The organism is Alloyangia pacifica (assembly GCF_020524285.1).
In the GTDB taxonomy this organism is placed as follows: domain Bacteria; phylum Pseudomonadota; class Alphaproteobacteria; order Rhodobacterales; family Rhodobacteraceae; genus Salipiger; species Salipiger pacificus_B.
The window spans coordinates 391,877-418,092 of sequence record NZ_JAIVKX010000004.1; the positions used below are offsets into that span (position 1 = coordinate 391,877).

General features: G+C 62.8%; 18 protein-coding genes and 3 tRNA genes. 12 read left to right on the top strand and 9 right to left on the bottom strand.

Features of this window, described 5'->3' with window-relative positions:
• Positions 1 to 62: 62 nt before the first annotated feature.
• Entirely contained in the window at positions 63 to 794 is a 732-nt protein-coding gene (gene aqpZ, locus LC039_RS08235) for an aquaporin Z (RefSeq protein ID WP_226623151.1), read from the bottom strand.
• A gap of 407 nt (positions 795 to 1,201) precedes the next feature.
• Between aqpZ and LC039_RS08240 the strand changes: the two genes are divergently transcribed.
• Positions 1,202 to 1,291, top strand: a tRNA-Ser gene (locus LC039_RS08240).
• Between the two features lie 130 nt (positions 1,292 to 1,421).
• On the opposite strand, the gene LC039_RS08245 is transcribed toward LC039_RS08240, so the two are convergent.
• Positions 1,422 to 2,102, bottom strand: coding sequence for a spermidine synthase (locus LC039_RS08245; RefSeq protein ID WP_226623153.1), 681 nt, complete (start codon positions 2,100 to 2,102; stop codon positions 1,422 to 1,424).
• A gap of 196 nt (positions 2,103 to 2,298) precedes the next feature.
• Positions 2,299 to 2,385: transfer RNA gene (locus LC039_RS08250), tRNA-Leu, on the bottom strand.
• Positions 2,386 to 2,538: 153 nt separating this feature from the next.
• On the opposite strand from LC039_RS08250, the gene lipB reads away from it, so the two are divergent.
• The gene (lipB, locus tag LC039_RS08255; protein WP_264179476.1) at positions 2,539 to 3,240 is read left to right on the top strand and encodes a lipoyl(octanoyl) transferase LipB; all 702 of its coding nucleotides are present in this window, start codon (positions 2,539 to 2,541) and stop codon (positions 3,238 to 3,240) included.
• A 1-nt stretch (position 3,241) separates the two neighbouring features.
• Here lipB and LC039_RS08260 read toward each other — a convergent pair whose 3' ends face one another.
• A complete protein-coding gene (locus tag LC039_RS08260; protein ID WP_226623157.1) occupies positions 3,242 to 4,141 on the bottom strand; it encodes a LysR family transcriptional regulator in 900 nt (299 codons plus the stop codon).
• A 142-nt stretch (positions 4,142 to 4,283) separates the two neighbouring features.
• Here LC039_RS08260 and LC039_RS08265 point away from each other — a divergent pair, with 142 nt between their 5' ends.
• From LC039_RS08265 to selD, 3 genes are all read left to right on the top strand, one after another.
• Positions 4,284 to 5,096 (top strand): VOC family protein, encoded by an 813-nt coding sequence (locus LC039_RS08265; protein WP_226623159.1) that lies wholly within the window; start codon positions 4,284 to 4,286, stop codon positions 5,094 to 5,096.
• A gap of 4 nt (positions 5,097 to 5,100) precedes the next feature.
• Positions 5,101 to 6,084, top strand: a complete 984-nt coding sequence (locus LC039_RS08270) for a glutathione S-transferase family protein (RefSeq protein ID WP_226623160.1) — start codon at positions 5,101 to 5,103, stop codon at positions 6,082 to 6,084.
• Between the two features lie 193 nt (positions 6,085 to 6,277).
• Positions 6,278 to 8,437, top strand: coding sequence for a selenide, water dikinase SelD (gene selD / locus LC039_RS08275; protein ID WP_226623162.1), 2,160 nt, complete (start codon positions 6,278 to 6,280; stop codon positions 8,435 to 8,437).
• Here the strand turns inward: selD and mnmH are convergent.
• Complete coding sequence (gene mnmH / locus LC039_RS08280) at positions 8,419 to 9,477, bottom strand: tRNA 2-selenouridine(34) synthase MnmH (RefSeq protein WP_413463817.1); 1,059 nt, start codon at positions 9,475 to 9,477, stop codon at positions 8,419 to 8,421. The genes selD and mnmH overlap by 19 nt on opposite strands.
• A 151-nt stretch (positions 9,478 to 9,628) precedes the next feature.
• Between mnmH and LC039_RS08285 the strand changes: the two genes are divergently transcribed.
• A tRNA-Phe gene (locus tag LC039_RS08285) sits at positions 9,629 to 9,703 on the top strand.
• 180 nt (positions 9,704 to 9,883) lie between these two features.
• Here LC039_RS08285 and LC039_RS08290 read toward each other — a convergent pair.
• The 4 genes from LC039_RS08290 to LC039_RS08305 are packed head-to-tail and all read right to left on the bottom strand — an operon-like array spanning position 9,884 to position 16,384.
• Positions 9,884 to 13,495 carry a KGGVGR-motif variant AAA ATPase gene (locus LC039_RS08290; protein ID WP_226623165.1) on the bottom strand — a complete coding sequence of 1,204 codons (3,612 nt, stop codon included), beginning with the start codon at positions 13,493 to 13,495 and terminating at the stop codon, positions 9,884 to 9,886.
• Positions 13,496 to 14,560, bottom strand: a complete 1,065-nt coding sequence (locus LC039_RS08295; RefSeq protein ID WP_226623167.1) for a hypothetical protein — start codon at positions 14,558 to 14,560, stop codon at positions 13,496 to 13,498.
• A complete protein-coding gene (locus tag LC039_RS08300; RefSeq protein ID WP_226623168.1) occupies positions 14,553 to 15,398 on the bottom strand; it encodes a hypothetical protein in 846 nt (281 codons plus the stop codon). Before LC039_RS08300 ends, LC039_RS08295 begins: the two co-directional genes overlap by 8 nt.
• Positions 15,395 to 16,384 carry a hypothetical protein gene (locus LC039_RS08305; RefSeq protein WP_226623169.1) on the bottom strand — a complete coding sequence of 330 codons (990 nt, stop codon included), beginning with the start codon at positions 16,382 to 16,384 and terminating at the stop codon, positions 15,395 to 15,397. The genes LC039_RS08300 and LC039_RS08305 overlap by 4 nt, the downstream gene beginning before the upstream one ends.
• A gap of 840 nt (positions 16,385 to 17,224) precedes the next feature.
• Here LC039_RS08305 and LC039_RS08310 point away from each other — a divergent pair.
• The 6 genes from LC039_RS08310 (at position 17,225) to LC039_RS08335 (ending at position 25,710) form a co-directional block, all read left to right on the top strand.
• Positions 17,225 to 18,745 carry a type I restriction-modification system subunit M gene (locus LC039_RS08310; RefSeq protein WP_226623171.1) on the top strand — a complete coding sequence of 507 codons (1,521 nt, stop codon included), beginning with the start codon at positions 17,225 to 17,227 and terminating at the stop codon, positions 18,743 to 18,745.
• Entirely contained in the window at positions 18,742 to 20,061 is a 1,320-nt protein-coding gene (locus LC039_RS08315; RefSeq protein WP_226623173.1) for a restriction endonuclease subunit S, read from the top strand. The genes LC039_RS08310 and LC039_RS08315 overlap by 4 nt, the downstream gene beginning before the upstream one ends.
• Entirely contained in the window at positions 20,058 to 20,534 is a 477-nt protein-coding gene (locus LC039_RS08320; RefSeq protein WP_226623175.1) for a hypothetical protein, read from the top strand. Before LC039_RS08315 ends, LC039_RS08320 begins: the two co-directional genes overlap by 4 nt.
• Before the next feature lie 88 nt (positions 20,535 to 20,622).
• Positions 20,623 to 21,462: a DUF3800 domain-containing protein gene (locus tag LC039_RS08325; protein WP_226623177.1), complete on the top strand. Its 840-nt coding sequence runs from the start codon at positions 20,623 to 20,625 to the stop codon at positions 21,460 to 21,462.
• A gap of 31 nt (positions 21,463 to 21,493) precedes the next feature.
• Positions 21,494 to 22,630: a DUF4268 domain-containing protein gene (locus LC039_RS08330; RefSeq protein ID WP_226623183.1), complete on the top strand. Its 1,137-nt coding sequence runs from the start codon at positions 21,494 to 21,496 to the stop codon at positions 22,628 to 22,630.
• On the top strand, positions 22,630 to 25,710 hold the full coding sequence (locus LC039_RS08335; protein ID WP_226623184.1) for a type I restriction endonuclease subunit R: 3,081 nt from the start codon (positions 22,630 to 22,632) through the stop codon (positions 25,708 to 25,710). The genes LC039_RS08330 and LC039_RS08335 overlap by 1 nt, the downstream gene beginning before the upstream one ends.
• Positions 25,711 to 26,216 lie beyond the last annotated feature (506 nt).

Below are 26,216 nucleotides of genomic sequence, written 5' to 3' on the forward strand. Positions count from 1 at the left end.
GCGGGTATCTTGATGGAACAACGAAGCGGCGCGGTCCGATGGGGCCGCGCCTTTTTTCTGCGCTACTTGCTCGGCACACCGCCCTCGACGATGCCGGTGGGCGTCGGGCTCAACCAGCTGTAGAGCACCCCGCCAAGCGCCCCGCCCAGCAGCGGCGCCAGCCAGAACAGCCAGAGCTGCCCAAGCGCCCAGCCCCCGACGAAAAGCGCCGGGCCGGTGCTGCGCGCCGGGTTTACCGAGGTGTTGGTTACCGGGGTGCTGATCAGGTGGATGAGCGTCAACGCCAGCCCGATCGCCAGCGGCGCGAAGCCCACCGGCGCCTGCCCGTGCGTCGTGCCCATGATGATGAAGAGGAACATCATCGTCAGCACCACCTCGGCGACAAACCCCGAGACCATGGAATAGCCCCCGGGGCTGTGCTCGGCGTAGCCATTGGCGGCAAACCCCGAGGCGACCACGTCGAACTCGGGCACGCCGCTGGCGATCACGTAGAGCACCGCCGCGCCGAGGATGGCGCCGACCACCTGGGCGATGACGTAGGGCAGGATGTCCGAGGCCGGGAACCGACCACCCGCCGCCAACCCGACGGTCACCGCCGGGTTGAGATGGCAGCCCGAGACATGGCCGATCGCATAGGCCATGGTCAGCACCGTCAGACCAAAGGCCAGCGAGACGCCGAGCAGCCCGATCCCCACCTCGGGAAAGGCCGCCGCCAGCACCGCGGAGCCGCAGCCGCCCAGCGTCAGCCAGAAGGTGCCAATGAACTCGGCCGCGTATTTTCGGGAAGCCCCCATCGCAAACTCCTAGATTGAAATGCGTTTTGAAAAATCTCGTTATGCGGATACTGGCATCGGACGCCGTTCTCGCAAAGCGGTTTCGGCGGGGCCGGCAAAAGACCGGCATGGCGCCACGTAGTTTCCTGCAATTCCGCAGCCTGCCCGCCCTCGACGCGCGCGCTTCAAGGGCGATCCACCCGAGAAAGCCCGAGGCCGCGCCGTCTCTGCGACTCGGCCGGGCCTCCGGTCCGCGAGCTGCGGCGCGCACATCCACGAGATGCGAAGGGCATCACGCGCCTCGCCCGACCCACTCAAAACGCTCCGAAAACCAAGCGACCGCACGATTTTCAACGGAGGAGAATTTTCCCCACGGCACCTACACTTTCGCCTTGTTTCCCCCTTCTCTCCTCATTAAACGGGTCCGCGGAGACGTGGCCGAGTGGTCGAAGGCGCTCCCCTGCTAAGGGAGTAGGCGGGAAACCGTCTCGAGGGTTCGAATCCCTTCGTCTCCGCCATAACATCTTGAGTGGCTTGATTCTGCGGCGATCCAGGAATGGGTCGCCTTTGATGCTATGCGTCGAAAGCGCCGACCGCGCCACGCGAACAAGCTGACCTCCTCCCATCGCAGGTAAAATCCGACCGACCTCAGCCGCCCTTGCGCCGCGCGATCCACACCGTGTGGCGGGAGCCGCGCTTGGTTCTGCCGGCACGGACCATGTGCGCGCGCGCCTCGAAGCCGTTGCGCGCGAGGCGGCGCGTGAAGGCCTCATCGGGATGCGCGGACCAGACCGCCAGGATGCCGCCCGGCGTCAGCGCGCGATGCGCAACCTGCAGGCCCTGGTCGCCATAGAGCGAGTCGTTGCCCGCGCGGGTGAGCCCGCCGGGGCCGTTGTCGACGTCGAGCAGGACCGCATCATAGCGTCTGCGCGCGGCGCGGATCTCGGCGGCGACGTCACCGGCACGGATCGCGACACGGGGATCGTCGAGGCATTGCCCGAACACCGCCCCCATGTGATCCGTCGCCCAGGCGATCATCTCCGGCACGATTTCCGAGACGATCAATTCCGCTCCATCCGGGGCCACCGCCTGCGCGGCGCGCAGGGTGAAGCCCATGCCGAGCCCGCCGATCAGCACGCGCGGCGCGGGGCGGCCGGACAGCTGCTCAAATGCGAGCGTCGCCAGCGCCTCTTCTGACCCACCAAGGCGGCTGTTCATCAGCTCGTTCCCGTCGCTGAGACGGATGGAATATTCTTCGCCGCGCCGGAACAGGCGGAGCGTGTCGCCCTCGGGGGCGGTGGCGGTGGCCAGAAGGTCCCAGGGAAGCATGTCAGGTCCTGTTCATCGGGAGAGGCTGATCGGGCCTAGCCCATCCGCGCGGCGAGGGAAAGCGGCACCGCAAACTTGCGCGGACAGCCCGGCGCCGAAGGTGACATCGACATGCACGAGGGAGGACAAGCAAGCACACGGCGATCCGCCGTAACGCCCCAAAGGGAATGATTTTTCTCTAATCTCAGGGGAGAGATGGTGCGGTCGAGAAGACTCGAACTTCCACGGGAGTTACCCCACAGCGACCTCAACGCTGCGCGTCTACCAATTCCGCCACGACCGCACTGTCTTGACTTGGTGAAGCGGTCTCTAACGAAGCCCGCGGGGGATGTGAAGAGGAAAATTGAACCTTTCTGCGAAAAGTTTGCGCGACCTTACGGCAACCCGCGACAGAGCCCGAACCGCTGAACGCCCCCCTGCCCCGTTGTTCGCTCTATTGACCCAATCGGGGAATGATCCTAATCGCTCGGCCATGGTTGAGTGGATCACGAAAGACGGGCTGACCGGCTACGACGAGGCCGTTGCCTTCATGGAAGCGCGCGCCGCGGCGATTGCCGCCGGCGAGGCCGAGGAACTCATCTGGCTGGTCGAGCACCCGCCGCTCTACACCGCCGGAACCTCGGCCAAGATCGAGGACCTGCGCGATCCTGAGCGCTTCCCGGTCCATGACACCAAGCGCGGCGGGCAATACACCTATCACGGCCCCGGCCAGCGCGTGGTCTACGTCATGCTCGACGTCGGCAAGCGTGGCCGCGACGTGCGCCGCTTCGTGCAGCAGCTCGAGGCCTGGGTGATCGCCGCGCTCGCCGAGTTCAACGTCACCGGCCACATCCGCGAGGGCCGAGTCGGCGTCTGGGTCGAACGCCCGGACAAGCCGCTGCTGGCGGACGGGCGCGTGACCGAGGACAAGATCGCCGCCATCGGCATCCGCCTGCGCAAATGGGTGAGCTTCCACGGCATCTCGATCAACGTCGAGCCGGAGCTGTCGCATTTCGACGGCATCGTGCCCTGCGGCATCTCCGAGTACGGCGTGACCTCGCTGGTCGACCTCGGCCTGCCGGTGACCATGGACGATCTCGACGTCGCCCTGCACCGCAGCTTCGACGAGACCTTCGGCGCCCTGCCCTGCGAGGCCTGAACTAGCCCGCGAGAAGGCGGGTCTTCACGTCCTCTGCGGCGAAATCGACCAGCGCGCGCACCTTGCGGGGCAGCATTGCTCCTTCCAGGTAGACCGCGTGCAGGTCGTGCTTGGGCTTCTCCACCTCGCCCAGCACCTCGACCAGCCGGCCCGCCTCGAGATCACCGGTCACCACGAACTCCGGGCAATAGGCGATGCCGCGCCCGGCCATGGCGAGATCGCGCGCCACCTTTGCGCTGTTGACCTGCAGGCGCGAGCGCACCTGCACCTCGCGCAGCGCATCCTCCGGGCCGAACCGCCAGCGCTGCGCGCTGCGCTGGTTGGTGTCGTGGATGCAGGCATGCGCGGCCAATGCCTCGGGGGTCTCGGGCACCCCCTGCGCCTCAATATACTCGGGCGAGGCCACCAGCTTCATGCCGAAGCGGCAGAGCCTGCGCGCCCGCAGCGTATTGTCGGTGAGCCGCCCGATGCGGAAGGCAAGGTCGATCCCCTCGAGCGCAAGGTCGGTATAGGCATCCGACAGCCGCAGCTCGACAGTCAAATCCGGGTGCGGCTCGGCAAAGCGGCTCAGCAGGTCGGCAGCGTAGATCTCGCCGAAGGTCACCGGCGCCGCCACCCGCAGCACGCCGGTGAAGCCGCGCGACTCGTCCTCCACCGTGCCAAGCAGGTCTTCGAGTTCCTCCAGCCAGGCGGGCGCCCGCGCCAGCAGTTTCTCTCCCGCCGGCGTCAGCCCGACCCGCCGCGTGGTGCGCTGCAGCAGGCGCGTGCCAAGTCGCGCCTCGAGCTCGGCGACGTATTTCGAGGTGAGCCGGTTCGACACCCCCATGCGCTCGGCTGCGGCGGTGAAGGAGCCGGTTTGCGCCGTGGCGACGAAGGCGCGGATCTGGTCGACGATGTCCATGACATATTCCGAACACTACGTGGATAGTATTACCACATACTCGCCATTTCTTTCCGAAAGGCCAGACCGCATATTCCCCTCAACGGCAGCGAGCGCTGCCACCCCCCTTCCCGCTCCGCGGGACAGCATTCGGAGAGAGATTATGGCAACCAGCGACGCCCCCCTCGACATCGGCCAGGTGAGCCTGACCGTGAACGACCTGACCAAGGTCGGCGATTTCTACCAGTCCGCCCTCGGCCTCGAGAAGCTGTCGGACGACGGCACCGAGGCCCGCTTCGGCGCACATGGCCGCAGCCTCATCGCGCTGCGACAGGACAAATCCGCGCCGCGCCACTCGCCGCGCGAGGCCGGGCTTTTCCACGTGGCCTTCCTGCTGCCCTCGCGCGCCGATCTCGGTGCATGGCTGCACCACGCCGCCGAGACCCGCCTCCCGCTGCAGGGCGCCTCCGACCACCTCGTCAGCGAGGCGCTCTACCTCGCCGATCCCGAGGGCAACGGCATCGAGATCTACATCGACCGCCCGCGCGACCAGTGGACCCACCGCGGCGGCGAGATCGAGATGGCCACCAACCACCTCGACCTGCAGGATGTCGCAAGCAGCGCCACCGCCCGCTGGCAGGGCGCGCCCGAAGACACCGTGGTCGGCCACGTCCACCTGCAGGTCGGGCGGCTCGACCCGGCCGAGGCCTTCTATGCCGAGACCCTCGGGATGGCGGTGACCAACCACTACCCGGGCGCGACCTTCTACGGCTCGGGCGGCTACCACCACCACCTCGCCTCGAACATCTGGAACAGCCGCGGCGCCGGGCCGCGCAATGGCCCCGGCACCGGGCTCACCGAGATCGAACTCCGCGGCACCGCCGCAGAGATCGCCGCAATCCGCAGCCGCGCCCCCGCCGAGACCCCGCTGACCGATCCCTGGGGCACCACTTTCACCCTGAGCCAGAAGGACTGACCCCATGCTGATCGACGGAAAATGGACCGCCAACTGGCAGCCGGTGCAGAAAGCCGACGAGAAGGGCCGCTTCGTGCGGCAGGAATCGAGCTTCCGCAACTGGATCACCCCCGACGGCAGCGCCGGTCCCACCGGGACTGGCGGCTTCAAGGCCGAGGCCGGTCGCTACCGGCTCTACGTGGCGCTGATCTGCCCCTGGGCCTCTCGCACGCTGATCGCCCGCAAGCTCAAGGGCCTCGAAGAGATCATCCCGGTCACCGTGGTGAACCCGCGGCTCGACGATCAGGGCTGGAGCTTCGGCGGCTTTCCCGGCGCGGAGGAAGACCCGCTCTACGGCGCGGAGCACCTGCATGAGCTTTACACCCGCGCCGACCCGCACGTCTCGGGCCGCGCCACGGTGCCGGTGCTCTGGGACGAGAAGCAGGGCGTCATGGTGAACAACGAGAGCGCCGACATCGTACGCATGTTCGACACCGCCTTCGAGGCGATCGCCCCGTCGGACCTCCGCCTCGCCCCCGAGGAGCTGCTCGCGCAGATCGATGATGCCAATGCGCAGATCTACCCGCGCTACAACAACGGCGTTTACAAGGCCGGCTTCGCCAGCACGCAGGAGGCCTATGACGAAGCGGTCACACAGCTCTTCGAGGAGATGGCCCGGATGGAAGCGCACCTGTCGGACGGCCGCCCCTTCTACTTCGGCGACCGGCTGACGGAGACCGACATCCGCATCTTCGTCACCTCGATCCGCTTCGACGCCGCCTACCACGGGCTGTTCAAGTGCAACATCAAGCGGCTCGAGGATCACTCCCACCTGCACGCCCACATGCTGCGCATGCTGAACACCGGCGGCATCGCAAGCACCGTGGACCTCGACCACATCAAGGCGGGCTACTACGGCATCAAGGCGCTCAACCCCCCGCGCATCATCCCGGCCGGCCCCGCCAGGATCGTCGCGGAGGTCGCGAGAGCGCAGGCCAGCCGCGCCTGATCTCACGCAACCGGCCCTGGCCCCTTCTTCTCTTTGCAAATACGCCGTGGGTGAATTGGCCGAAGGCCAAGAGGGGGCAGCGCCCCCTCGCGCGCGACTGCAGACACACGGGCCGACCCCGGAGATGGGCATCCCCCCTCCCCCTCCCGGCACGAGCCGTGCTACATCCCGGGCCGACCAGCCGGAGATCTCCATGCGCGCGCCCAGCCTGCCCCTCACCCGCGACCTCGTCCTCGTCGGAGGCGGCCATTCGCACGCGCTGCTGCTGCGCATGTGGGGCATGAAGCCGCTGCCCGGCGCGCGGCTGACGGTGATCAACCCCGGCCCCACCGCGCCCTATTCGGGCATGCTCCCGGGGTTCGTTGCGGGGCACTACGCGCGCGACGAGCTCGACATCGACCTGGTGAAGCTCGCCCGCTTCGCCGGGGCGCGGGTGATCCTCGGCGCGGTGACCGGCCTCGACCGCGCCGCAAGGCAGGTCCATGTGGCGAGCCGCGCGCCCATCGGCTTCGACCTCGCCTCGGTGAACATCGGCGTCACCTCGGCCATGCCGGACCTGCCGGGCTTTGCCGAACACGCCCTGCCCGCCAAGCCGCTCGGCCCCTTCGCCTCTGCCTGGGACGCGTACCGGGGCGGCAGCGGACCGGCGTCGGCGGCGGTGATCGGGAGCGGCATCGCCGGGGCGGAGCTGGCCTGCGCCATGGCCTTCGCCCTGCAGCAACGCGGCCGCAAGGCGCAGGTGCATCTGATCGAACGCGCCACGGCGCTCACCGCCCTGCGCCCCCGCGCCGCCGCGAAACTGCGCGACGCGCTCGCCGTGCAGGGTGTCACGCTCATCGAGAATGCGGAGGTCGCCGAGGTCACGCCACGCGGCCTGCGCCTCGCCGATGGCCGCGAGATCGCCGCCGACTTCGTCACTGGCGCCGCGGGTGCCCGGGCGCAGGGCTGGCTGCAGGAGAGCGGGCTCGACTTGCATGACGGCTTCATCAAGGTTTCCGCGACCCTGCAAAGCTCCGACCCCGCGATTTTTGCCGCCGGCGACTGCGCGCATCTCACCGAGACCCCCCGTCCCAAGGCCGGGGTTTTTGCGGTGCGCGAGGCGCCGATTCTGCTGCACAACCTGCGCGCCGCGCTCGAGGGGCGCGCGAACCTACGCCCTTACCGCCCGCAGCGCGACTACCTCAAGCTGATCTCTCTGGGCCGCAAGTCGGCGCTGGCCGACAAGGCGGGGCTGGCCCTCTCCGGCCCGCTCATGTGGCGCTGGAAGGACCACATCGACCGCACTTTCATGCGCAAATTCAATGAGCTGCCGCAGATGACACCGCCGCCTCTGCCCCGTCACCACGCGGCGGACATGGACGAGGCGCTCGGCGCCAAGCCCATGTGCGGCGGCTGCGGCGCCAAGGTCGGGCGCGACGCGCTGGCCTCGGCGCTCTCGACCTTGCCCGCGCCCCGGCGCACCGATATCACCGCCCTGCCCGGCGACGATGCCGCGCTGCTGCTCACGGGCGACGCACGGCAGGTGATGACCGTCGATCACCTGCGCGCCTTCGTGGAAGACCCCGAGGTCATGGCGCGCATCACCTGCATCCACGCGCTCGGCGACGTCTGGGCGATGGGTGCCGCGCCGCAGGCCGCGGTCGCCAGCCTCACCCTGCCGCGCATGTCCGAGCCGCTGGCCGAGCGCACGCTGACCGAGTGCCTCGGCGCGATCACCGAAATCCTGCGCGCCGAGGGCGCCGAGCTGGTCGGCGGCCATTCCGCCATGGGCGACGAGCTGAGCATCGGGCTGACGATCACCGGGCTCTGCGCGCGCGCGCCCATCACCCTGGGCGGCGCCCGCCCCGGCGACCGGCTGATCCTGACCAAGCCGATCGGCACCGGCGTCCTCATGGCCGCCGAGATGGCCGGCGCGGCCAAAGGCGCATGGGTGGCCGCGGCGCTGGAACATATGACCACGCCGCAGGGCGAAGCGGCGCGACTGCTGAGCCACGCGGGCGCAATGACCGACGTCACCGGCTTCGGTCTTGCCGGGCACCTGCTGAACATCTGTACAGCCTCGGGCGTCGGCGCGCGGCTGGAGATCGACAAAGTGCCGCTGCTGCCCGGCGCAGAGCTGCTCTCGAAGGAAGGCCATGCCTCGACGCTCTACCCGAAGAACCGCACGGCGGTGCCTTTCCAGCCGATGGGGCCGCGAGAAGACCTGATGTTCGATCCGCAGACGGCGGGCGGGCTGCTGGCCGCAGTTTCCGGCGATGTGAGCGAAACCCTGACCACCCTGCGCGCCGCGGGCTTCCCGGCGGTGGAGATCGGCGAGATCACCGAACGCCGCGGTCAGATCGAGATGGTCTGAAGCCTGTCGGCCATCCGATCCGCCAGCGCCTCGAGCGCCGCATCGTCCAGCGCCGGGGTCTCGAAGCACTCGATCACCTGCGGCGCCATGGCCCGCATTGCCTTGGCATAGGCCGGATCGTAGTGATCCGCCGCCAGCGAGGCGCAGAGCTCCAGCCGTTCGCCTGCATCGATCAGCGCCTCCCAGCGATCCACCAGCTCGTGGCCGCGGTGGTAGCGCAGCGGCGAGAGCTTGTCCTTCAGCGCCGGCCCATCCGAAAGAATGTCGTCATAGGCCGCGTTCAGGTAACCCGCGCGGGCCTCGATCGGCGCAGTGACCTCGATCCAGGGCGCGGCCTTCATCGCCTCCCAGATCGCCGGCGGAATCAGCAGCTGGCCGATCTTGCTGCTCTCGGCCTCGACCAGCACCGGGCGCGCCGGATCGAGCGCGTCGAGCGCCTGCACCAGCTCGGTCTCGAACCATTTCTGGCTGGGCTGGCCGCCGGGCATGTCGCCGAGCAGCGAGCCGCGATGCCGCGCCAGCCCCTCGAGGTCGATCACCTGCACCCCGCGCGCCGCCAGCTTCGGCAGCAGCGCGGTCTTGGCCGTTCCGGTGTGCCCGCCGAGCTGGATCAGCTTGAACGGCAGCGCCTCCTCGTAGAGCGCCGCGGTCACCAGCCGGCGGTAGGTGCGATAGCCGCCCTCCACCGCCTCGGCGCGCCAGCCGATCTGCTGCAGCATCCAGGCAAAGGAGCCCGACCGTTGCCCGCCCCGCCAGCAATACACCAGCGGCTTCCAGCCGCCCTCGTGATGCGCCAGCGGCCCCTCGATATGCGCGGCGGCATTGCGGAACACCAGCGCCGCGCCGAGCTTGCGCGCCAGGAAGGGCGATTGCTGCTTGTAGATGGTGCCGACCCGCGCCCGTTCCTCGTTGTCGAGGACCGGCAGGTTGATCGCGCCGGGGACATGGTCCTCGGCAAATTCGGCCGGGCTGCGCACGTCGATGACCGTGTCGCAGCCATGGCGGAAGAAGTCGGAAAGCTGTGTCATCTTGCGTGGCATGGCGCATTTGGTACCGCGCCGCGCAGGCCGAAGAAAGCCTGATCTAAAGCGACGCTAGGGCAGGTGAATTTTTTCCGCAAAAGTCTCTGGACACTCCCCGAGAGCTCGACTAAACCCCGCCTCACCCGAGGGGCAGCGCCCTTCACCCAGTGCCCGGGTAGCTCAGGGGTAGAGCAGTGGATTGAAAATCCTCGTGTCGGTGGTTCGATTCCGCCCCCGGGCACCACTCCTTCCAAAGAAAACACAGCTGAGAGATTCTTAGATTGAGAAATCAGCGCTTTGCCAACCACTTGCATCGCGCAGGCGTTCTGTCCCCATTCTTTGTGGCCGGCCTTTGAGCCACAGATCTTCCGTCTACAGCCATTCAAGCCAGATCAAGAAGTTGCAGCGGGATGTCCAATCGACCTCAGACCCTACTTGGTCTGAGGTCCTCCGGATAGTGCACTTTCCGACCATCGCCATTGACCGCGAGGTCGCGCTCCATCCAGTCGCGCGCACCGTCACAATCCGCATCAAGGCCTTCATGGCGGCTGCGCAGCACCTCAAGTCGGGCGCGAGGCAGCAGCAGTGAGAGTTCTATGGGCGCGAGGAAGTCGTCTTCCACACCTCGGCCTTTCGTCCAGAGGAGCCTCTCAACCAGATCGAACATCGTCAAGTCCGGCGTTGTTTCGAGTTCGAGTACGTCAAGCAAGCTCGATGCAATGTCTGCGCGCTTCGGATTGGCAAATTCATTTCCCGAAAATTCACCAAGCCCATCCCATTCGCGACCGAAAATATCAGCGAAGTTCCGGTCCGCCGGCGACGAGAATGAGGCCCGGAAAGCTTCGACAAGTTTCTTTCGGAGAATCTTCGCACGCTTTGAAATCACGGCGAGGTCGCTGTCGGCCTCCATGCTAGTTCTCTTTAGACGCAGGACTTCCCGAGTGACCTTCCTCGCCTCGAAATTTGGTGCCCAATGCGTCAGGGCATCGACGGTGACGCGCTCATCGAACCGGTCGAATGCTGCTGTGTCGCCCTGCGCCAGTGCAGCACGCAATAAGATGTTGCTTGAGGCCAGATAGGTATTTGCCCCACCATCCCGAAATGTGCGAGCATTTCCTTTCGATGTCGCAAACGTGTCGAAGTCGTCCTCCAATCCTTCAAACAGCCCCAATTCCATTCGAGCGGCGATTGTCCAGCTGCCGGCGTCCCGGGTCCGCAATTCGCTGTCGTCGGTCGGGGATAGCCCCACCATAACGTCTTGGTAACGTCCGCTTTGAAACATACTGACAAACACATACCATCCCATATTGTCGGTGAGGGCGCGGTCTTCGTGCTCCGATGTATCGAGCCATTGGATGACCTTGAGCCGACCATTCTCATCCAGGTCGGGCATTGGAACCGACGCGAACGGCAGAGCCGTAACCGGAACGGGGAAGGGTATCCCAAGACGCAAACCAACGGCCGTCGCGGACGCCGTCAAGTCGATTTCGATGGGAGCACCTTCTCGGCCTGGCTCGCCCTGCAGGTATCTCTGCAAACGCCAGGCGTCAGCGTGTCGGTCTAGGATGTAACAGAGGCTGATCGACTTCTCCAGAACATCGCGAGCGATGCGAGGGCCTTTCTTGTCCAGTTCGTCCGCGATCACCTCGAGTATTCGGTCCTGGGCATGATGTGCGCTTGCGGCATCCCCACCTATAAGACCGCAGTACCCCTGAAGGCGAAGCAAGCTGATCTGATGCGTCGGCTCAAGCCCCTTCAACTTGAGTGCGATGCCAACGAAGCTGCGGATTTTTTCCAGTTCTTCCGCATCGGGATACCCCGGCCCCGCCGTCCCGACCTTGAACCCGAGCACCGCCGCGCGTGCCCATAGCAAAAGCCAGTCGGACATATATTGCGCCGCTCGGCCCACATCTTGGAAATCAACATCCGTGTTGGGCAGGTTTTGCGCGAAATGCGCCGTCACGACCCGCGCGGCCTTGGTCACCGCGTCAGTCAGTTCCGGAGGAAGCCCATTGCCATTGAGGTAATGCAAACGGCGTTCGACTACATCGATCAGGTTCCACTCGCGGGTGCCTTGCAGCAATTCGGCCGTCTTCGGCAAATATCCCTGATCCGGGTCAGCCACGATCACGCGAAAACGGGTGAGGATCTCGATGTACTTCGTGTGATCGACCTCCTGCACATCGGTTGTGTGGAACAGAAGAATGTCGGCGATTTCAGCTGCACGCCCGGCCGGCGCGTTCTTGCGCAGCTTTTCCACTCGCTGCGTAACCTGCGGCCGGTCTTCATTGTCAATCAGGGCCACGTCGCGGCAGAGGTCCGACATCAGGCGGGCGAAGGCGAAGTTCTCCCACGTCGGAGACCCGTTAGATCGCGCAGTGCGGTCCGTCCGTTCGGGGTCTTGCGTTTCAAACGGCTCCCATGGCGCGTGCGTTGCAATGCGACCCCCATTGGGCAAAGTGGACAGAAAGCGCTTCTTGAGCCTCTCGTGCCTCAGCGACCATGTGCCCCCATCGGCCATGTCCGCTCGCATTCGCTGGTCGAGCTTTGTCGAAGCCAGGGTCCGCTCCTCCAAATAAAGCGAGGCGTAGGCTCTCTCGAGGTGTTCAAAGCTGTCCTCGGCTACAAGTGAACCGGTTTCCCTACCGCCGCGGCTGACGCCCTCGCCCGGCCGGTCGGAAAGGGGCTGCAGGAATGCTCTGGCTTGTTCGAGAAAGCGTTCTACGAAGGCCCGTGATTGTTCCAGCAGAACTTCTGTCGAGTTCGATGCCCCGTCAAAGTCCTGCGCGACTGACGGCTTGCTGGCACTAGAATGTTGTTCATCGAGTTTCCTCTCATTCCGCCTCCAGAGCTCGAAGGCCCTCCAGAGTATCCGGTCGTCCGCGTTCGACGCCTGCGCCGATGTGGCGGTCTCGCCTGTCAAGCCAGACACGAAGTTTACCAATTCGCGGCAATAGCCCCGCAGAGAAACCTCCCCACGTGCCATCGTCGGTCTTACGTGACATACCTCCTCGTCCGACAAGGGTAGCCCGGACGGGAACAGCGTTTCACGAATCCCGTCCCGGCGAAACATGAAGGATTCTCCCGTCGCGAAGTCATCGACAATGGGGAATTCGTGAATCTCATCTCCGGCCAGGTGATGGAAATAATTCTCGACGACCTTGCGTTTGTTCAGCAGGGCGACCTCACGTCGATTGCGGTCCGCGGCCTTGGGCCGGGCGCCGGAGGTCCTCAGCAAGGCCAGCCTCGGCTTGATCATTGGCTGGCTCGGGTTCAAGCCGGTAAACAGGGTGCTTACGCGCGCCATACCTTCAATGGATTGCAGGGCCGGCGTGCTCACCATCACGACCGAACTGGCAAGATTCTGGATCGTCACAATCGAGTTGGCGTTGTAGCCTGTCCTTCCATCGATCAAGACGTAATCGAATCCAGCCATTTCGCTGAGCGCGAGCTTGAGACCGTCGATCGCCGTGCGCCCCTGTCGATCTGCAAGGCGCGCGCCAATGTCGAGATTCAACAGGTTGGAGATATATTTAAGCCCCCCCAAGTGCTGGTCCTCCTGGTGCGATCCCGGTCCAAACAGCACAAGCCGCCCGCGGCCCGCCATCTCGTACGAATTGTCGCTGCCCGGGCGATCCGGCGGCTCGATCAAGGTCAGGTATTCCGCGCTGGTTTCGGTTAGGGTGCCGCCTTCGGTCAGGCGAAGCTTCCGTGCGATATTCTCAGCGACTTCGCGCGTCCGCCGAAGTTCGGCGCTTTGCCCGCACGCGATTTCCGCCTCAGGGTTCGCTTCTTCGGTAAGGAGATCAATGTACCCCTTTTTGTGCCGCCAGGCGTCTCCGAGAATTCCCTGAACGCCCCGTTTGGTGTCGCCTGCATCGTCGAAGAAGTCACCCAGTCCGGGTGCTTCGAGATCCGCGTCCATGACGAGGACGCGCTTTCCGGAGGCCATCAGAAGGGCAGCTGTACTGGCTAGCAGAAAGGAGCGACCTGCGCCGCCCTTGAAACCGTAGAATGCTATGATCGGACAGGACATTCAGCTGACCTCGCCGTTTCTCGGGCGTGCAAAAAGGTGCGCGAAGATTGACTGGTTGGCGGCAGACGGTGCGTCCGCGTTCGCCTCTCGATCCGGTTTTTGGAAGATGAACACCTCGGCATAGCGCAGGCGCGGCGTCTTTCGGGCGTCCTGGTTGTCTTCTGACCGCTCGAGGTCGATCGGAAACCACCCCCGACCGACTGGACCGGTCGCTAGGTCCCCTTCGCCATAGGTCTGAATTGTCGACCGCGTCCCGCAACAGCCGTCATCCATCTTCATGTCGTCCGGCAGATCGGTCGGGAGATTGATTAATGCGTAGCGCCCACCTGGTTCATCTTCATAGGATCCGGACAGGATCTCCCGGATCCGATCCAGTACTTTCCCCGTTTCAAGCGGCGGATCGCTGATCTCCACGCGGATGGTCCTGTGAGACATGCCTTTACCTAGATTGGCGGCGGTGTTCAGGAACACGACCCGATCACTTTCCAAGAGCGCGCCGTGGCCTTTCGATGCTGCTTTCCCGTTCTCCTTTGTGACCGACAGCAGCCGCTCCTGCGCCTGCATTTGCGGACTGTCGGGGCGTGGGTTGTAGGTCAGTCCAAGAGTTGCCAGACCTGCAATCAGGGGATCGAATTTGTCCAGCCCCACGAGGCTATAATAGACGATCACATTTCGACAGATCGGGCATATCGAAATATCGTGGCGTATGTCACTTCCGCATAGGGCAATGAACGGTGCGACCGGCAGTTCCGTGTTTTCCTCGAAATACGCCCGCATAGACCAAGCGATAAGGTTCCACCCGATGATCTGCAGCTCTTCCCGGTCCTGATCCGGGTTGGCTTTGACCCGCCTCAAGTGCGTTTCGCGAAGCACAAGAGGATAATCGGCACGTATCGCATCCTGCCGCCAACCCTTGGCGTCGACTTCGTGTCGGAACTTTTCCAGCATCTCTTTGATTTCCGAAGCCGACAATCCCGCTGCGACGGAGGTCAAAAGCTCCGGCACGTAGTGCGCTCCGAGCACTGACTTATCGGTCACAAAAACGATTTTACTGAAGTCATGCATCGAGTTCGTCCCTGTATTTCATGAGGAGACGGTTGATTTGCACACTGTGATCTTCCTGCGCCCCCCCGGCTTTGAAACTTCGCAAGATTTCATCCAGCGTCAGTGTGTCGATCCCTGCCTCCATCAAGGCTTTGTTCGTCTCATCCAATCTTTCGCAAAGTTCGACGAAATCACTGACCGGCTTAGGATTTTCAAGGTCTGCAACCGCCGAAACCGCTGCCTTGAAGGCTTCCAGATCGGCAGTGACGCGGTTTTTCAGGTTCTGGCGCTTTAGCAGCTCCGTAGTCTCTTCCTTGCGATATGTTATAAAAAATGACACCGCGGCGCCGGTGAACCCCAGAAGTGTCGCCAGCCAGCTCTCCACCGCGCGGCGGTCCGCCACCGAACGCGTGCTTGTGGCCGCGAAACCGTGCTGCGCCAGGTGATCGTTGAGCGATATTTCCGATATCTCACAACTCAGGCTGCCGTTTGCCTGGCTTGTGCAGGAATACCGTGCCGAACCGTCGCCGATCACCGCCTCGAACTTGGCTATGGCAGCTTCGATCTCCGCTGCGCCACCGGCCACGCCGCGCAACGGTCCGACAATGACCTGGCCGGAGGAACAGGTGACTCGCGTCCAACTCCCCAGTTGCGCGTCACCGTGCCGCAGGCAACCGGACCCTTCCTGCTCAATTCTGTTGTCGATCCAGCGGAGTGGTTGGCCATCGACTGCAACGATCAGCCGCGCCGCGGCAACAACGCCCAAAGCAGCAATTGCCGTCAGCCCCAGAGCATAGCCGATTGCCTTCCAAACCTCCTTCGTCAGAAGCGACGAACCGCGCCGTTCCGTCCCACTCATCTCTCGCTCATCCCCTCGACATCTTTGACCAGCTGGTTGTCGAAGAGCATGCTGACATTTCCGTCCCGCAGGACGCAGAAAAGCGATTTAAAAACTGAGCCCTGATAAAGGATGAATGCTTCGATGAGAATGCCGCCCTTCGGGTTGAAGCCCGCGAACCGAAGGTCGTGCCAGCCCAGTTCAAGCATCTTTGCAGCATCGCTGTCGGGCTCGGTCGCCTGTGTGCGAATGCATTCCTGGACCAATGAAAACAGGCGCTTGTCGACCACCCTGAAGGCCCCTGCCGATCCGTTAACGACCTTCAGGAAGTATCTGAGATAGGCTACCTCGTTGCCTGCAATCCGGACCGGAACCGAGGTGTTGATCTCGTGCAAAGGAGGGCTCGTGTAGTCGAAGCTGATGGCTGTGAGCGTGCCGCCCTCGTCGCGTATGTTGAAAAGCGCCTCCAGCACAACCGACCTCCCGTCCTCGCCTGAGGGAAGATCGGAAATCACCACATGCGCCAAAGTTACACCGGGCAGGAACTCGGGCTCTCCGAGGTAGACCTCGAGGTCTCCGAGACCTTCTTCGGCAAGATGCTCAAGAAGCGCAGTGTTGATGACCTCGTCGGGACAAAGGCCCTTGGTGCGCGCAGTTATCTCGTTTTGGATCGTTTTCCTGAGCGCGGCCATCAACGCGCCATCTCTAGGTCGTGGCTTGCGCCATCCGCCATCGGGCGTATCCGGATCCAGATCCCAACTGTCTCGCTCTTGCAGGAAGTCGGGTCGCGGAAGGAACATCGCATTGGATCGGGGCGGCCGCGCTTCGGTCGGAAAGGCGTCGCGGGCGTCAATAGGCGCTGGGTCATCCATGAATGCCGCACCCGTGCGCAGCTTTTCCAGGGCAGACAGAGCCTCGGACCGTCGTTCATGGTTCGCTGACGACAGTACATCCTGAATACGCTCGAGAAGTGCGGCAACCGTTTCGCTCTCGGTCTCTTCGTTCATGCAATAAACATCTCTCGAAAATGGAGTTTCAAAAAATGAACAACTAAATAGTGTTGCTCGCCAGATACTAACTTTTCCGACACCACCCGATTCAAATCGGCAATGCCATCCTTATTTTGATTTGGTCTTCCCCCGCTCCAAGTTTTCTATAAGAGTGGGCGTAGTGAGATAACGGTTGCTTACAAAGAACACGTCGACACCAGAAAATCCGCCCGATCATGCATCCCGGCCCGCATGAAACAGTACCACCGGCACCACGGCGAGAGCACGAAGTCCATTAATTTCTCTGCGGTAGTTCATCTCAATACCAACGCCATCAAGCTGTCAGGCTTCACGTTTCGTGAGAACCCTTCGACTTAAAGGAAGTACGTGTACGCCAATTTCTAGTCTTGCAATGTGTAAGCAGCTTACAGACTTCAGGTTCGCTTGGGAACTATGACGATGCATGCACCCTCAGCGTCACCGGAGTTGCTTGCTAATTCAGCTTTGATGATGACGCCCCAAGGCTTAGACCCCATGATCGCGGAGTGAGCCTTCCGCGCTAGCGGCTGATCTCGGCTGAATATCGGAAAGGTGCCCGGCCGTCACCCGACCGTCGCTGCAAGAGCCCGTCTCGTAGGTTGCTCGGCACCGCAGACACCCACTGCCTGATGCAGAAGCGCTGGATCCTGTAATTCAACATCCAGCTCACGCACACAAATTCGTGAACGGCGCGTTTGGCGCTGCGGCGGCAGCGCTTCAGCGTCAGGTGCTCGTCGATTGAAGCCCCAGATTAAATGGGCCATGTTGCATATGACAACGAAGGCCGCACACGCGGCAGAATTTCTAGCAAGGATTGTAATGAGTATCGAACGCACGCTCTTCGCCGCAGCAGACAAGATGCGCGGCGCCATGGATGCTGGCGAATACAAGCACATTGCCCTGGGCCTGCTGTTCCTGCGCTATGTCTCGGAATCTTTCCAGCGCCTGCATGACCAGCTCGACGCGGACGATTACGCCGATGCCGAGGATCCTGACGAGTATCTCGCCGAGAGCGTCTTCTGGGTGCCCGAGGAAGCGCGCTGGAACAGCCTCGCCAAGCGCTCCAAGGATCCCAAGATCGGCGTCATGATCGACGACGCCATGCGCGCCATCGAGGCCAGCAACGAGAGCCTGAAGGGCGCTCTGCCCAAGGTCTTCGGTCGCGAAAGCGTCGACCGCGCCATGCTCACCGGCCTGATCGATCTCTTCACCAACTTGAAACTCGACGGCACCAAGGCCGACTTCGACCTCATCGGGCGCATATACGAATACTGCATCGGCGAATTCGCAGGCTCCGAGGGCAAGCGCGGCGGAGAGTTCTATACCCCGAAATCCGTTGTCGACACGCTCGTCGAGATGATCGAACCCACGAAGGGCCGCGTCTATGACCCCTGCTGCGGCACGGGCGGCTTCTTCGTCCAGTCCGAGAAGTTCATCGAGGCGCACCAAGGCAGCTCGAACGACATCGCCGTCTACGGGCAGGAGCGCAACCACACCACCTTTGGCCTCGCACGGATGAACCTCGCCATCCGGGGCATCTTTGCCGACATCCGCTGGAACTCCGAAGGCACGCTGGTGCGCGACGCCTTCCCCGATGAGCGCTTCGATTATGTCCTCGCCAACCCGCCGTTCAACATCTCGGACTGGTCGGGCGAACTGCTGCGCGAGGATGCCCGCTGGCGCTGCGGCGCGCCGCCCGTGGGCAACGCCAACTTCGCCTGGATCCAGCACATCTACGCCCACCTCTCGGCCTCGGGCATCGGTGGCGTGGTGATGGCCAACGGCTCCATGTCCTCCATGTCTGGCGGCGAGGGCGACATCCGCCGCGCGCTGGTCGAGGGCGACGCCATCGACGCCATGGTCGCCCTGCCGGGGCAGCTGTTCTACGGGACCCAGATCCCGGCCTGCCTGTGGATCATGGCCAAGGACAAATCAAACGGCATCGCCAAGGACGCCAAACTACGCGACCGGCGCGGCGAGGCGCTGTTCATCGACGCCCGCAAGATGGGCGCGCTGGTCCCCGGCAGCCGCAAGCAAAAGGAACTATCAGAGGACGAGATCGGCAAGATCGCCACGGCCTACCACGCATGGCGGGGGGAGCCGGACGCAGGCGTTTATGAGGATGAGCCGGGCTTCTGCAAATCCGCCAGCCTCGAAGAGATCGCCAAGCACAACTTCGTCCTGACCCCGGGCCGCTATGTTGGCGCAGGCGCGGCAGAGGATGACGCCGAACCCTTCGAGGAGAAGTTCGAGCGCCTGATGGGCGAGCTGCGCGGCCAATTTGCCGAGGGACATCGGCTGGAAGCCGAGATCGAAGCGCGGCTGGGGGCGTTGGGATGAGCGAGACTGCCCCACTTGACGATTTCATCTCATCCGGTGCTCTCTCGCTTCAAACCGGCCCCTTCGGTTCGCAGCTTCATTCCTACGACTATGTTGAGGATGGCGTCCCTGTCATACCAACCGAAGGTATTCAGGAAGGGCGAATTGATCATTCGGTCTTGCCGAAGATCACGGATGAAAAGTCCTCCGAGTTGGCCCGTCACGCAGTGATAGAGGATGACATACTCTTCGCACGACGCGGCGCGCAGGCGACCGGCCGAAGTGCCCTCATTCGGCGGAGCGAAGTTGGCTTCATTTGCGGGACCGGCGCAATACGCGCCCGGGTCAACGAGCGAACGGTTCTCGATCCGAGGTTTCTGGCTTGGTTTCTCGCCGCGCCTTCGACAGTCACCTGGATAAGGGAGCAAGCAATCGGCGCAACGATGCCGAACCTCAACAAGTCAATCATTGGACGCATAGAGGTCCCTCTGCTACCCGTCGAAAAACAACGCGAGATTGCGGCGGTGTTGGGGGCGCTGGATGACAAGATCGAGCTGAACCGCAAGACGGCGGCGACATTGGAGGCAATGGCGCGGGCGCTTTATCGGTCATGGTTCGTCGATTTTGACCCCGTCCACGCCAAGGCCGAAGGCCGCGCCCCCACGCACATGCCCCCCGAGACCGCCGCCCTCTTCCCCGCCCGCTTCGGACCCGACGGCCTGCCAGAGGGGTGGGAAGCTGGGACCTTGGGTGACCTCATCAACTTCAACCCGCGAGAAAAGATCACCAAGGGATCGGATGCTCCGTATCTGGACATGAAGGCGTTGCCGACCTCCGGCATGACCGCCGCCCCAGCCTATCAGCGCGCCTTCACCAGTGGGACGAAATTCCGCGTCGGTGACACTCTGCTGGCGCGGATCACGCCATGCCTCGAAAATGGCAAGACAGCGATGGTAGACGACCTGCTTGGTTCCGAGGTCGGATGGGGATCGACCGAATTCATCGTGATGCGCGGCAAACCCGGAGTGCATTCGGCGCTGCCCTACTGCGTGGCGCGTGATCCCAGCTTCCGAGAGCAAGCCATCGCAACGATGACAGGTTCATCCGGTCGTCAGCGTGCCGATGCCGTTCGCATTTCCCAAGTCGATTGCGCTGTCCCGCCGAGGCCGGTCCTCGGCGCATTTGCCGAAGCGACTGATCCAATGATCCGGCGTATCCACGCCTTGGGCAAGGAAAACCAAACCCTCGCCACCCTCCGCGACACACTCCTGCCCCGTCTCATGTCGGGCGATCTCCGCGTCGGCGAAGCCCGGGACCAGGTGGAGGCGGTGGGATGAGCGAGTACATCAGGAGCTCCATAGACATGGCACCCGAACCCTGGATGCTCTGCCGCGCGGATGCGGACGCTCTGGAACGGATCCGGGAAGAGCTGCTAAGCTGGCGCAGTCTCATCGCCAACGGTCAGGACCTGATGGCCCTTGGCGCGGCGGTGAACTACCTTGACGGCGCCCTGTCCCGAGCTCCGCGCGGATGCGGCGTTCGCATCGGCTGGACCGACTGCCCTGATGATATGGAAGTCGTCGCTTGCGATATCGACTTCTCCGACGACGGCATCATTCTGGACGTCACCGAGTTCGTGCCGACCGGCCAGGGCAACAGCTGCGACCACGGCTCGGTCTACTACACCCACCTCGGTCCTGACGGCGGCTACGACACGCGGATTATCCAACTCTGGCTGAACGACGCCGCCATGCACAAGAGCGGCAGCGCGCGCTTCACGGCAGAGGTTTCGCGGCTGCCCGAATATTGAGAGCGACCAACATGTTTGAAAGAGCACTTTAAAAAGACGTTCCTTTCCGAGCCAACGAAGCGCAGTAACGAGTTTAGGAGATCGCCGAATGAAGTTCATCTATGTCGATGAAAGCGGCTCGAAGGGCGAAGGTGACATCTTCGTCATGTGCGGCCTGATGGTTGATGCCTACAAGCTGCGAAAGAAGACTGCCGATTTCGATGCCATGTTCGCAGAGCTCCTTGCCAAGCATCCTGGCTCCGGCACAGAGCTCAAGACGAAGCGGTTTATAGAGGGTAAAGGCGGATGGAGTGCCATTCCCGCTGAGGAGCGGAAGGAGTTTCTCACCAACGTCTGCCGTCTGGCTGTGGCCAATGGCGGCAAGCTCTTCGGTATCGCTCTTTCCTTTGCATCTTTCGATGCAGCCAAGGAGGCCGGGCATGGGCAACCATTTGGTAGCAACTACTGGGTCGCCAGCAGCATGTTCACCGGAGCCTTGGTTCAGAAGAAGATGCAAAGGGAGTCGAACAGCAAGGGGCTGACGGTCGTCATCATGGACGACAACAAGGTGGACATGCCCAAGCTGTCGGACGGGCTCTACAACGGCAGCGAATGGTATGATCCTCTCTACCAGGTGCGCGGTAAGAAGAAGGGCAAGACTACTTGGATTGATCGCAAGCCGAAGGACCGCTTCGACCAGATCATCAACACTGCCTTCGCCATCAAGTCCGACCATTCGACGCTCGTGCAGGTCGCTGATGTTATCTGCTACGCCTATCGTCGGCATCTGGAGTTGAAATCCAGGGCGGAGAATTACGCGGGGGAGCAGGCGTTCTACAATGACCTCGTAGGCATCCTCGAGCCACAGCGAGAGAAGCTCGGTCAGACACCGACCGAGGCTGCCGTCACTTTCTACAGAGCAGCGTGCCACGTTGACTGGGCAATTTGATTTTCTTGAGTTTCGATTTGTGAGAAGCACCATGTTCCAAGTTGACCGATCCCAGAACCGTTTGCGCCGCCTCGAACAGCGGCGGTTCGGTGACTTGAACCTGAGAGAGCGCGAGCATCTGCAGGAGTGGCTGGCGCATCAACCGGACGCGCTCGGCGAGGATCTCTTGATCCTGCAGAAGGAGTTCGACGGCTTTGCCGACACCCGCGAGCGCTTGGATCTTCTTGCGCTCGACAAGCTCGGACAGCTGGTCGTCATCGAGAACAAGCTAGACGATTCCGGCCGGGATGTGACTTGGCAGGCATTGAAATACACCGCCTACGTGTCGAGCCTGACTAAGGCCCAGATCATCGACATCTTCCAGCAATACCTTGACCGGCACTCGGGCGGCGGCAACGCCGCGCGGCTGATCTGCGACTTCCTGGATGTGGAAGAGCTTGACGAGGTAGTCCTGAACCCTGGCCACAGCCAGCGCCTGTTCTTCATCGCGGCGAACTTCCGCAAGGAAGTTACGGCGACGGTGCTCTGGCTGCGCGAACATCAGATTGACGCCCGGTGCTTCAAGGTCAACCTGTTCTCAATGGCCGAGGAGCTTTTGTTCGACATCCAGCCGGTGATCCCGACGCCCGAAGCGGCGGATTTCATGATCCAGATGGCCGAGAAAGAGAACGAGGAGAAGTCGGCCAAGGGAGCTCAGAGACAGAGCCACGCCCTGCGGCAGGGTTACTGGACCGTGGCATTGGAGACCATGCGTGCTTCAGGTCTGACGCTCTACGAGAACATCAGCCCCTCGAACGACCACTGGCTCAGCGCGGGCTCGGGCTTGTCCGGGTGCCCCTACCGTCTGATCTACCTGAAGAAGGAGATCCGCGTCGAGTTCGCGTTCTCTCGTCCGATCGCCGATGAGAACAAGTGGCTCTTCGACGAATTGGCGAAGCAACAGCAACAGATCGCGGCAACGTTCGGAAGTGAACTCACTTGGCTGCGTCTAGACGGATACAAGGAGTCGCGGCTCTACTTTGCGAACCCTTGTGACGGCTACGATCAAGAACAGTGGCCCTCCTTCGCTGCTTGGCACGCGGAGCACATGAGGCGCCTCGAAGCGGCGCTCAAGGGACCGCTTGCCCAAATCGCCCGCGCCTTCAAGGCCAGACCGGAGATTTCGTGATGGCCTGGACCTCGGAACTCGACTTGGAGAACTGGTTCATCGGTGAGCTGGCGGCCCAAGGCTTCACGCTGCAGCATGGGTCCGAGATCTCACCCGAGATGCGCAACCCGATGCGGTCCAGCTTCCGGGAAACGATCCTGGCGCCAGTGTTGCTGGACGTTGTGCGACGGCTGAACCCGGGCCTGCCAGAGACTGCCATCGCCGAGGCGGCCTCACAGGTTCGCGACATTGTCTTCGCCAGCGATCTCGTTCAGGAAAACCAGCGCGTTCATGGCCTGATGGTCAAGGGCATCCCAGTCACATACTTCGGAGATGGCGAGGAGCGCAACGCAGTCGTGCAGCTTGTCGACTGGACGAACACAGCCAACGACTGGCGAGTGATCAATCAGGTCGACGTGGTCGGCAAGACCGCACGCATCCCCGACGTGGTGCTGTTCCTCAACGGGCTACCGCTGGTCGTGGTCGAGTTGAAGGGCACCGAGGGGGCGGACATCGAGGCAGCCTTCAACCAAACGGAGACCTACAAGGCTGACATCCCAGACCTTTTCCGCACCTCGCTCTTGACGGTGATCTCGGACGGGCTGCACGCGCGCTTCGGGTCAATTTCCGCCGGCCTCGATCGTTTCATGAAGTGGCGAACGGTCGATGGCGAGACGCTCGTGCCGGAAGGCTCGGCCCTCGCACTTCAAACCCTGGCGCAGGGCCTGCTGACCCCTAGAACGCTGCTCGCGATGCTTCGCTGGTTCGTGGTCTTCGAAGATGAAGGCAAGGGACCGATCAAGAAGATCGCCGGGTATCACCAGTTTCATGCCGTCCGGAAGGCCACCGAGACGATCCTCGGCGCACGCGGCGGCGACGGCAAAGGCGGGGTCATCTGGCACACGCAAGGCAGTGGCAAGTCCTTGCTGATGACCTTCCTGTCCGGGCGCGTCATGCACCATCCGGACATGGAAAACCCGACACTGCTAGTGCTGACCGACCGAAACGATCTCGACAACCAGCTCTTCGCGACTTTCGGGCGGTGCAAGGATCTTCTCGGAGAGGAGCCGGTGCAGGCTGACAGCATCACGGCGCTGAAAGAGCTGCTGAAGCGCGAGGTCGGCGGGATCGTGTTCTCTACGATTCAGAAGTTCCGCCCCGACGCGGGGGAGATTTTTATAGAGCTGACGAACAGGTCGAACGTCGTTGTCCTTGTCGATGAAGCGCACCGCACGCAATACGGATTCGAGGCCAAGATGAACCGGACGACCGGCGAGCTGCGCCATGGGCTGGCCTATCAGCTTCGCAAGGCATTGCCGAACGCCGTCTACATCGCCTTCACCGGCACCCCGGTCGAACTCGTAGGAGCAAACACGCGGGGCGTTTTCGGCGAATACATCGACGTCTACGACATCAGCCAGGCCGTGGAAGACGGCGCCACGGTTCCCCTCTACTACGAGGCCCGGGTCGCACGCGTCGAGCTCGACGAGGACCTGGGAAACGAGATCGACAACGCCTTCGATGAAGCCACCGAGGACCTCGAAGATGAGCAAGCCGTGGCGGCCGCGCAGAAATGGTCCCGGGTCGAAGCCCTGGTCGGCGCAGAGCCGCGGCTAGACACGGTCGTTGCAGACATCCTCGCGCATTTCGAAGAACGCCTCAAAGCGATGGACGGCAAGGCCATGATCGTCTGCATGAGCCGAAGGATCTGCGTCGAGGTCTACGACCGGATTATCGCGGCACGACCGGATTGGCACGGCGACACGGACGACACCGGCAAGATCAAGGTTGTTATGACCGGCAACGCCTCGGACCCAGCCGAGATGCAACCGCACATCCGATCGAAAGCCCGGCAGGAAGCAATCCGCAAACGCGCAAAGACCCCCGACGACGAATTGAAGATCGTCATCGTGCGCGACATGTGGTTGACTGGCTTCGACGCGCCCTGCATGCACACGCTGTACGTCGATAAGCCGATGAAGGGGCATGGGCTGATGCAGGCCATTGCCCGTGTGAATCGAGTGTTCAAGGACAAGCCCGCGGGGCTCGTGGTCGACTACATCGGCATCGCCGCCGATCTGAAGAAGGCCCTGTCCCACTACTCGAAACCCGATCAGCAGAAAACCGGGATTGACGAAAGCGAGGCTGTTGCGGCCTTCCTTGATACGCTGGACGTCACCCGCTCGCAAATGCATGGTTTCGATTATGCCGGTGCTTTGTCGGGCACGCCAGCAGACCGTCTTCGGATCCTCCCCGGCGCGCTGGACCACATCCTGCAAAAGGATCGAGACGGAGAGGGCGGTGCCGTTAAGCGGTTCAACGACGCCGTTGCCGGGCTGGTCAAGGCCTTCAAACTCGCATCTGGCAGCCCTCAGGCAACGGCGCATGCCGAGGAAGTCGCCTTTTTCTCGGCGCTTCGGGCCGGCCTTGAGAAGCTTGGCCGTGGTGGCAACGGTCGAAGCAGCGCGAGCCACGATCTCGCGATTCAGCAGTTGCTCAACCGCGCGGTCGCCTCGACTGAGGTCGTCGACATCCTCGAGGCCTGCGGGTTCGACCGACCGGACATCTCGGTCCTGTCCGATACCTTCATGCTGGAAATCCAGAATATGAAGCACAAGAACCTGGCCGTCGAGGCGCTCAAGAAGCTCCTGAACGGCGAGATTTCGTCCCGGGCGCGCACAAATGTCGTGCGCAAGGAGGAGTTCTCCTCCCGCCTGGAGAAGGCCATCGCGAACTACCACAATCGCAGCGTCGACGCGTTGCAGATCCTGCAAGAACTGATTGCGATCGCGAAAGCCCTGCAAGCCGAACCAGAAGACGATCTGACCGACGCGGAACGCGCCTTCTACGACGCCCTCGCTCTGAACGACAGCGCGGTCGAGATCATGGGCAACGAGGAACTGCGTGTCATTGCCACCGAACTGGTCAAGACGATCCGCAAAAACGCCGGCACCGACTGGTGGCGCCGTGACGACGTGCGCGCCAAGATGCGCATCGCGGTCAAGCGCATCTTGAAACGCCACGGATACCCACCTGATCTTGCCTCGGAAGCCGTCAAGTTGGTCCTACGGCAAGCTGAAGCGTTGGCCGCTTCTTGGTAGCCGCGAGAGACGGTTAAGAGAGTGCGGCCATCTTCATCGAAACCGGTCGCAATGGCGGCCCGGACCCTTGGGCAAGGGCCGCACGTTACACGCCGCGATGCACCACGGCACGCACAAGCGTGCAGGGATGCCTGCGCCGAGCGCAGTGGTTATATTCTTCCAGTTTTCTTACCTGCAGTGAGCACGAAGTTGAGCGCGGCGACCGAAACCTAAACCCGAAACTCCAAGGTTCCGAGTGGAAACCCCACCGACACCCGGCATGCCCCCAAGAGGCATCTCAACCTCAGCTAGGACATCCTGCCCGCTCACCACGGACGGACCCAAGCCCGCTGACTATCACTATGTCGAACACAACAAGACGACGAGGTTCGACATGACCACCAGCCACACCGCCCGCATGATTGCCGCCGCCATCGAAGCCAGCGGCAAAACCCAGCGCGAGATCGCCGAGGAGATGGGCCTCGTTCGCGCCAACGTCATCTCGATGTTGAAGACTGGCGAGATGC

Coding starts and splice junctions, on each gene's coding strand:
- LC039_RS08310 (WP_226623171.1), top strand. CDS start 17,225: ATGAGTATCGAACGCACGCTCTTCGCCGCAGCAGACAAGATGCGCGGC.
- LC039_RS08315 (WP_226623173.1), top strand. CDS start 18,742: ATGAGCGAGACTGCCCCACTTGACGATTTCATCTCATCCGGTGCTCTC.
- LC039_RS08325 (WP_226623177.1), top strand. CDS start 20,623: ATGAAGTTCATCTATGTCGATGAAAGCGGCTCGAAGGGCGAAGGTGAC.
- LC039_RS08305 (WP_226623169.1), bottom strand. CDS start 16,384: ATGAACGAAGAGACCGAGAGCGAAACGGTTGCCGCACTTCTCGAGCGT.
- LC039_RS08265 (WP_226623159.1), top strand. CDS start 4,284: ATGGCAACCAGCGACGCCCCCCTCGACATCGGCCAGGTGAGCCTGACC.
- LC039_RS08270 (WP_226623160.1), top strand. CDS start 5,101: ATGCTGATCGACGGAAAATGGACCGCCAACTGGCAGCCGGTGCAGAAA.
- LC039_RS08335 (WP_226623184.1), top strand. CDS start 22,630: ATGGCCTGGACCTCGGAACTCGACTTGGAGAACTGGTTCATCGGTGAG.
- LC039_RS08290 (WP_226623165.1), bottom strand. CDS start 13,495: ATGTCCTGTCCGATCATAGCATTCTACGGTTTCAAGGGCGGCGCAGGT.
- LC039_RS08320 (WP_226623175.1), top strand. CDS start 20,058: ATGAGCGAGTACATCAGGAGCTCCATAGACATGGCACCCGAACCCTGG.
- LC039_RS08330 (WP_226623183.1), top strand. CDS start 21,494: ATGTTCCAAGTTGACCGATCCCAGAACCGTTTGCGCCGCCTCGAACAG.
- LC039_RS08295 (WP_226623167.1), bottom strand. CDS start 14,560: ATGCATGACTTCAGTAAAATCGTTTTTGTGACCGATAAGTCAGTGCTC.
- LC039_RS08260 (WP_226623157.1), bottom strand. CDS start 4,141: ATGGACATCGTCGACCAGATCCGCGCCTTCGTCGCCACGGCGCAAACC.
- aqpZ (WP_226623151.1), bottom strand. CDS start 794: ATGGGGGCTTCCCGAAAATACGCGGCCGAGTTCATTGGCACCTTCTGG.
- mnmH (WP_413463817.1), bottom strand. CDS start 9,477: ATGCCACGCAAGATGACACAGCTTTCCGACTTCTTCCGCCATGGCTGC.
- LC039_RS08300 (WP_226623168.1), bottom strand. CDS start 15,398: ATGAGTGGGACGGAACGGCGCGGTTCGTCGCTTCTGACGAAGGAGGTT.
- LC039_RS08245 (WP_226623153.1), bottom strand. CDS start 2,102: ATGCTTCCCTGGGACCTTCTGGCCACCGCCACCGCCCCCGAGGGCGAC.
- selD (WP_226623162.1), top strand. CDS start 6,278: ATGCGCGCGCCCAGCCTGCCCCTCACCCGCGACCTCGTCCTCGTCGGA.